This window comes from Streptomyces alkaliphilus, assembly GCF_014141535.1.
Taxonomy (GTDB): domain Bacteria; phylum Actinomycetota; class Actinomycetes; order Streptomycetales; family Streptomycetaceae; genus Streptomyces; species Streptomyces alkaliphilus.
In genome coordinates this window covers 1-940 of sequence record NZ_VKHT01001438.1, presented here as the reverse complement: position 1 = coordinate 940, position 940 = coordinate 1, and the positions used below count along the sequence as shown (strand labels likewise).

Here is a 940-nt window from a genome sequence, read left to right as displayed (position 1 = left end):
CGGGGTGGGAGGGTTCGGAGGTCAGCCCGGGAAGCGGCCGGAGGACCGCAGGATCCAGCGGCGTTCGGCGTAGGCGAGGTCGTCCCGCCACAGGCGACCGGCGGCCGCGCGCATGAGGGGGCGCATCAGGGGCGCCGCGGCCCGGGCGGTGGCGAAACCGGGCCGTTCGGAGGCGCAGACGACGGCCTCCACCACGGCGGTGCGCGGGCACCCACGGGCATCGAGACCGACGGGGGTGGCATGGGTCTCGACGACCGAGCCCTCTCCCTCCCCCTCGACGATGTGCATGACGACGGTGCGGGGTTCGGGGGCGGTGAACACGGCCCGAACGGGGACGACGACACGACCCGCGAGTTTGAAGGAGACATCGACGACGAAGCCGTCCCCGTTCTCCTCTCCCTCCTCGGGGGCTCGATTGACCATGAGGTCGACGAAGGAGTACGGGTGGAACCAGGCACCGTGCCAGGGGTCGAGACGGTTGGCGATCACGTCCTGCGGTTCGCAGGTGCCGAAGCCGGTGTAGACGGCGTCGAGGGCTCCGGCCGAATCGGGGCGAGTGGGGACGACCGGGGTGTCGAGGGGTTTCTCACCTCCGACCGCGTCCAGTCGAACCCATACCAGGACACCGTCGTCGTGTACGGGTACGGGCTCCCAGCCCGCGTAGGCCTCACCTTCGAGGGCGAGACCGTGCCAGTGGCAGATCAGGGTGCCGCAGCGCACGGGGCTGTCCTTCAACGGGGCACCGAGGTGGGGGCAGGTGCCGGGACCCGCGACGATCCGTCCGTCGGCGGTGCGCCACACCACCAGTTCGGTGCCGGAAACCGTGCGGCCCAGGGGACGGTCGGAGGGGATGTCGCGGGAGGCGGCGACGACGTACCAGTTGCCGGAGGGTCGGGCCATGGCCCGCTTGAGTGCGGCCGCGATGATCGTGGGTTTGGCC

Annotated in this window: 1 protein-coding gene; it reads right to left on the bottom strand. The window is 71.4% G+C overall.

The features are described from left to right. Positions 1-21: 21 nt before the first annotated feature. On the bottom strand, positions 22-940 hold a 919-nt coding region (locus FNQ90_RS24955; protein WP_182608399.1), incomplete at its 5' end, for a DUF5914 domain-containing protein.